Here is a 6364-nt window from a genome sequence, read left to right as displayed (position 1 = left end):
CGCAAGGGGGAGGGGAGTCGACCGCGCGGGAGGCGAAAGCTCGCCCAATTTGAAAGGAAGCCTACTGCCAGCCGGGCACACCCCTCATGTCCGGCAGATGGTGCGCGATGCCCTTGTGGCAGTCGATGCAGGTCTTTTCGCCGGTGAAGAGGAAGCGCTGGTGGGCTTCCACGGCGCGGGGCGACTGCTTGGTGATGTCCATCGACTGCGAGCTGTGGCAGTTGCGGCACTCGAGCGAGTCGTTCGCCTTGAAGCGCGCCCATTCGTGCAGCGCCAGCTCCAGCCGGCGGTCGGTGAACTTCTCGCGGGTGTCGATCGAGCCGAACAGGTGGCCCCAGACCTCCTTCGACGCCTGCATCTTGCGCGCGATCTTGTCGGTCCAGTTGTGCGGCACATGGCAGTCCGGGCATGACGCGCGGACGCCGGAGCGATTCGAGAAGTGGACCGTCGTCTTCAACTCGGCGAACACGTTGTCCTTCATCTCGTGGCAGCCGGTGCAGAACTTCTCGGTGTTGGTGATCTCCAGCGCGGTGTTGAAGCCACCCCAGAAGATCACGCCGGCGACGAAGCCGGCGAGCACCAGCACGCCGAGGCCGAAGATCGAGCTCGGCTTGAGCAGCACGTCGATCAAATCGAGCACGAACTGCCAAGCGCGGCGGATGACGCCGAGCCGTTTGTCGGGGGCCGGCGTTCCCGTCCCCTGCGGGATGTCGGCGCTGCTCATCGCTTGCCACCCGGCTTGTCGTGCGACAGTACGGTGTCGATGTCGACGAAGTCGTTGCTGACCGGCGGGGTGCCGACACTCTGCGGCACGTGGCACTGGGTGCAGAAGTAGCGGCGCGGCGACACCGATGCCAGGAACTGGCCGTCGCGATCCATGAAGTGGGTGATCGACAGCATCGGCGCCTTGGATTCAGCGGTGCGCGCGCGGGCGTGGCAGGACAGGCACTTGTTGCCCTGCATGTCGACCTGATAGCCGTCGATGGAATGCGGAATCACCGGCGGCTGTTCCGGATAGTTGCGCACCTCCTTCTCGGCGGTGTTCTTGGTTGGCTGCATCGGTGGCGCCGGGCCCTCGTCGTTGAGCGGCGTGGGGCCGCGCAGCGAGGAGGAGACGCTCTGGGCGAGCAGGGCGCTCGAGCCAGCCGCGAGGCTGGCGGCGAGCACCATCATGGCAATTTTCTTGATCATGTCGGTCACACCCGCTCGATGCGCACGGCGCATTTCTTGTAGTCGGTCTGCAGCGAGATCGGATCGGTGGCGTCGAGCGTCACCTTGTTGATCAGCTTGGACTCGTCGAACCACGGCACGAACACGAGGCCGCGCGGCGGCTTGTCACGGCCGCGCGTCTCGACGCGGGCGCGGATGAAGCCGCGCCGTGAGGCGACCTTCACTTCATCGCCGCGCCTGAGGTTCGCGGCCTCGGCGTCGTCCGGATGCATGAAGCAGACGGCCTCGGGGAACGCCTTGTACAGCTCGGGCACGCGGCGCGTCATCGTGCCGGAATGCCAGTGCTCGACAACGCGGCCGGTGGAGAGCCAGAACGGATAGTCCTTGTCGGGCGATTCCGCCGGCGGCTCGTAGGGCAGCGCGAAGATGCGCGCCTTGCCGTCGGGGAAGCCGTAGAACTGCACGCCGGTGCCGGCCTTCACGTAAGGATCCGAGCCTTCGCGGAAGCGCCAGCGCGTCTCCTTGCCGTCGACGACCGGCCAGCGCAGGCCGCGCTCCTTGTGGTAGGTCTCGAACGGCGCAAGGTCGTGGCCGTGGCCGCGGCCGAACGCGGCGTATTCCTCGAACAGGCCCTTGTGGACGTAGAAGCCGAACGCCTTGGACTCGTCGTTGGCGTAGCCCGGCTCGATCTGGTCGAGCGGGAATTTGTCGACCTGGCCGTTCCTGTAGAGCACGTCGAACAGCGTCTTGCCGCGAACGTCAGGCTTCTTGGCGATCAGCTCCTCGGGCCACACTTCCTCGATCTTGAAGCGCTTGGAGAACTCCATCAGCTGCCACAGATCAGAGCGCGCTTCGCCCGGCGCCGACACCAGCTGATGCCAGAACTGGGTGCGGCGCTCGGCGTTGCCGTAGGCGCCTTCCTTCTCCACCCACATCGCGGTCGGCAGGATGAGGTCGGCGGCGAGCGCGGTCACCGACGGATAGGCGTCGGAGACGACGATGAAGTTGTCGGGATTGCGGAAACCCGGATAGGTCTCTTCGTTGGCGTTCGGGCCGGCCTGGAGATTGTTGTTGACCTGCACCCAATAGGCGTTGAGCAGGCCGTCCTTCAGCATCCGGCTTTGCAGCACGGCGTGATAGCCCGGCTTGTCCGGAATCGTGCCTTCCGGCAATTGCCAGATGTGCTCGGCCTTGGTGCGGTGCTCCTTGTTCGTCACCACCATGTCGGCGGGCAGGCGATGCGAGAAGGTGCCGACCTCGCGCGCGGTGCCGCAGGCCGAGGGCTGGCCGGTGAGCGAGAACGGGCTGTTGCCGGGTTCGGAGATCTTTCCCGTCAGCAGATGGATGTTGTAGACGAGATTGTTGCACCAGACGCCGCGGGTGTGCTGGTTGAAGCCCATCGTCCAGAACGAGACCACCTTGGTCTTCGGATCGGCATAGAGCTCGGCCAGCGCCTGCAGCCGGTTCAACGGCACGCCGGACATCTCGGCGGCCTTCTCCAGCGTGTAGTCGGAGACGAACTTGGCATATTCGTCAAACGAGATGTCCGTGGCGTCGTTGGCCTTGGCGGCACCCGTGGCTTTCTTCTGCAGCGGATGCTCGGGCCGCAGGCCGTAGCCGATGTCGGTCTGTCCCTTCTTGAACACGGTGTGCGCCTGGACGAAGTCCTTGTTGACGCGACCGGTGGTGATGATGTGGTTGGCGATGGCGTTGAGGATGTAGAGGTCGGTCTGCGGCTTGAACACCATGCCGACGTCGGCGAGGTCGAACGAGCGGTGCTCGAAGGTCGAGAGCACGGCGACCTTGACATGCGGCGCCGACAGCCGGCGATCGGTGACGCGGGTCCACAGAATGGGGTGCATCTCCGCCATATTGGAGCCCCACAGCACGAACGCGTCGGTAGCCTCGATGTCATCGTAGCAGCCAGGCGGCTCGTCGATGCCGAAGGTGCGCATCATGCCTGCAACGGCCGAGGCCATGCAGTGCCGCGCGTTCGGATCGATGTTGTTGGAGCGGAAGCCGGCCTTGAACAGCTTTGAGGCCGCATAGCCTTCCCAGATGGTCCACTGGCCCGAGCCGAACATGCCGACGCCGGAAGGGCCGCGCTTCTTCAGCGCCTCCTTGTACTTCAGCGCCATGATTTCGAAGGCTTCGTCCCAGGTCACGGGCGTGAACTCGCCATTCTTGTCGTATTTGCCATTGGTCTTGCGCAGCATCGGATGCGTCAGGCGATCATGGCCGTACATGATCTTGGACAGGAAGTAGCCCTTGACGCAGTTGAGGCCGCGATTGACCTCGGCCTTGATGTCGCCGTGGGTGGCGACGACGCGGTTGTCCTTGGTCGCGACCATCACGCTGCAGCCGGTGCCGCAGAAGCGGCAGGCGGCCTTGTCCCATTTCAGCTCGCTCTGCTCGCGCTCGGTGACGAGGTTGGCGGCGCGCGCGGCCACGGGCATGCCGGCGGCGGCGGCGGCAATCGCGGCGGCCTCCAGCTTGAGCATCTGGCGGCGATCGATCTTCATGTCGGTCATTGGAATCTCGTGGTGTTAGCCGGCGTCGATGGCATGGAAGACGAGGCAGGCGGAATGCACGTGGGGCAGCAGCCCGATGCGGTTCATGGTGGCGCCGAGCGCGCCGGCATCGGGCGCATCGACGACGACGATCAGCTTGCCGCGCTCATCACGCGCGTGGATCTCGCAGCCTTCGAGCGCGAGAATGTCGGCGGCGACGCGGTCGAGCTGATCGGGGCGGCTCTGTACGATGATCGAAGCGATCTCGCCGGCGGGCGGCGCGACCACCGGCTCGGCGGTCAGCACGCGGCCGGTGATCAGCGCGCGGCGGTCGAAGGAGGTGCGATGGGAGAGCATGGGAAATGTCCTTCGATCAGTGTGCGGCGGGCGGGCCGGGAGGACCGGCCATCATCTGGTAGACCCACACCGCCAGCCCGTAGGAGCCGACGGTGGCGACGGCGAGCGCGGGCATCAGGACGGCGGTGAGGAAGAGGAAGGCAAAAATTTCCATGCGTCTGCGACGCGCACGCGCGTTCGCATCGCTGCCAACGAGCGACATGAGAGAATTCTCTGCTATGTGTGCGGGGGAAGAGTTTGCGGCATCCGGGCCGCGCCTAGTTTTATACTAAAGGAAGTGTGCGGAACCGGCGTTGACGTGGATCAAGGCGCGGAACTCCTGTCCTGACCGCCCTACCTCCGCGCCCGGATTCGCCCGGCGGTCGCTGCGATCGTGGTTGATGGCGCGTGAAGATGCGTGATTGCGTCGCGGGGCCTTAAGAAATTCTCGCTGCTTTGCCGTCTCGCCTTGAAACAAACGCTGCTTGCGATCGCCCCCGAGTAGGACCGGCATCGCTATTTTTCCGGGGTGCTCGACACTCGTATCGCCGGCCACCATCATCCGTCGCACCGCATCAACGTCGATGCGCAGCTGATCGGAGAGGGCAATGGAGCGTCGCGAGTTTCTGAAACTGTCGTTGGCATCGGCTGCGGTGATGGCATGCGCGGCGCCGCTGCGTGCCGAGGACAGGCCGAAGGAGATCCGCATCGGCACCCAGAAGGGCGGCTTCTTCCCGGCGGTGAAGGCGCGCCGCACCATCGAGACCACGTTCAAGCCGCTCGGTATCGACATCGTCTGGGTCGATTTCCAGTTCGGTCCGCCGCTGCTCGAGGCCATCAATGTCGGCAGCGTCGATTTCGGCTATGTCGGCGACGCGCCGCCGATCTTCGCGCAGGCTGCCGGCGCGAAGATCCGCTATGCGGCGGCCGTCAAGCAGAACGGCAGCACGCAGGCGATCATCGTGCCCAAGGACTCGCCGATCAGGACGCTGGCCGATTTGAAGGGCAAGCGCGTCGCCTTCGGCAAGGGCTCCAGCGCGCACAATCTGCTCGTTGCGGCGCTGGAGAAGGCCGGCATTGCGTGGAGCGACATCACGCCCGCGCCGCTGGCGCCGGCCGATGCGACCGCCGCCTTCGTCAAGGGTTCGGTCGACGCATGGTCGATCTGGGATCCCTATCTCGCGCTCGCGGAGATCAAGGAGAACGCGCGCGCCATCGTGTTCGACAAGGACGTGCACAAGCCGAACTCGTTCTACATCGTCGGCAGCGACTTCGTTGAGAAGTATCCCGCCGTCGTCGCCAAGCTGAACGGTGCCTTCGCTGCCGAGGGCGTCTGGGCCAACAGCCATCACGAGGAGGTCGCCAAGGCGCAGGCGGAAGCCACCGGCGTCGACCTCGAGGCGGTCAAGCGCTTCGTCGACCGCTCGGTCTACAGCGTCGTGCCGATCGACGATGAGATCATCAAGAGCCAGCAAGCGGTCGCCGATCGTTTCGCCCGCGTCGGGCTCATTCCGAAACCAGTCAACGTCGCTGACATCGTCTGGAAGTGGACGCCGTCCACCTGATCCGTGATCGCGACTCCCGTTCAAAGAGAGATCGACATGAGTAACGCTTCGAAGCCCAATGTCCTCTGGTTCCTGCCGACCCATGGCGACGGCCGCTATCTCGGCACGTCGCAAGGCGGCCGGGAAGTCAACTTCAACTACCTGCGCCAGGTGGCGCAGGCGGCCGACCAGCTCGGCTATTACGGCGTGCTGATCCCGACGGGGCGCAGCTGCGAGGATTCCTGGATCGTCGCCTCGGCGGTCGCGCCGTTCACCGAGAAGCTGCGCTATCTCGTGGCGGTACGTCCCGGCCTGCAGTCGCCGGCGGTTGCCGCACGCATGACGGCGACACTCGATCGCGTCAGCAACGGCCGGCTGCTCGTCAACGTCGTCACCGGCGGCGATCCGGTCGAGAACAAGGGCGACGGCATCTTCCTGTCGCATCAGGAGCGCTACGAGGTCACGCGCGAGTTCCTCACCGTTTACAACAAGCTGCTCGAAGGCGAGGCCGTCAATTTCGCCGGCAAGCACATCACGGTCGAGGACGGCCGCCTGCTGTTCCCGCCGGTGCAGTCGCCGCGCCCGCCGCTGTTCTTCGGCGGCTCGTCGGATGCCGGCATCGACGTCGCGGTCGACACCGTGGAGAAGTATCTCACCTGGGGCGAGCCGCCGGCCGACGTCGCCGCCAAGGTCGCCAAGGTGCAGGCGGTTGCCGACACGCGTGGCCGCAAGCTGTCATTCGGCATCCGTCTCCATGTGATCGTGCGCGAGACCAATGAGGAGGCCTGGGCCGCGGCCGACGAT

The 6364-nt window shown here is 65.2% G+C and carries 7 protein-coding genes; 2 read left to right on the top strand and 5 right to left on the bottom strand.

Going from position 1 to position 6364, the window contains the following annotated elements; all coding sequences use genetic code 11:
• Positions 1 to 61: 61 nt before the first annotated feature.
• From BRAO375_RS19180 to napE, 5 genes are read right to left on the bottom strand one after another with little or no spacing between them, the layout of a single operon-like run.
• Positions 62 to 724 carry a NapC/NirT family cytochrome c gene (locus BRAO375_RS19180; RefSeq protein WP_009029111.1) on the bottom strand — a complete coding sequence of 221 codons (663 nt, stop codon included), beginning with the start codon at positions 722 to 724 and terminating at the stop codon, positions 62 to 64.
• Complete coding sequence (locus BRAO375_RS19175) at positions 721 to 1173, bottom strand: nitrate reductase cytochrome c-type subunit (protein WP_009029110.1); 453 nt, start codon at positions 1171 to 1173, stop codon at positions 721 to 723. The genes BRAO375_RS19180 and BRAO375_RS19175 overlap by 4 nt, the downstream gene beginning before the upstream one ends.
• Before the next feature lie 23 nt (positions 1174 to 1196).
• Positions 1197 to 3701 carry a nitrate reductase catalytic subunit NapA gene (napA, locus tag BRAO375_RS19170; RefSeq protein WP_009029109.1) on the bottom strand — a complete coding sequence of 835 codons (2505 nt, stop codon included), beginning with the start codon at positions 3699 to 3701 and terminating at the stop codon, positions 1197 to 1199.
• A gap of 15 nt (positions 3702 to 3716) precedes the next feature.
• Complete coding sequence (locus tag BRAO375_RS19165) at positions 3717 to 4037, bottom strand: chaperone NapD (protein ID WP_009029108.1); 321 nt, start codon at positions 4035 to 4037, stop codon at positions 3717 to 3719.
• A 16-nt stretch (positions 4038 to 4053) separates the two neighbouring features.
• On the bottom strand, positions 4054 to 4239 hold the full coding sequence (napE, locus tag BRAO375_RS19160) for a periplasmic nitrate reductase, NapE protein (protein ID WP_009029107.1): 186 nt from the start codon (positions 4237 to 4239) through the stop codon (positions 4054 to 4056).
• Positions 4240 to 4624: 385 nt separating this feature from the next.
• Here napE and BRAO375_RS19150 point away from each other — a divergent pair, with 385 nt between their 5' ends.
• Entirely contained in the window at positions 4625 to 5581 is a 957-nt protein-coding gene (locus BRAO375_RS19150; protein ID WP_009029106.1) for an aliphatic sulfonate ABC transporter substrate-binding protein, read from the top strand.
• 36 nt (positions 5582 to 5617) lie between these two features.
• The coding region (locus tag BRAO375_RS19145) for an LLM class flavin-dependent oxidoreductase (protein WP_035641183.1) at positions 5618 to 6364 on the top strand (747 nt) is incomplete at its 3' end.

Origin of the sequence: Bradyrhizobium sp. ORS 375 (assembly GCF_000239775.1) — a bacterium.
In the GTDB taxonomy this organism is placed as follows: Bacteria; Pseudomonadota; Alphaproteobacteria; order Rhizobiales; family Xanthobacteraceae; genus Bradyrhizobium.
The sequence above is the reverse complement of the archived record's forward strand: the minus strand, read 5'-3'. Positions and strand labels throughout refer to the sequence as shown.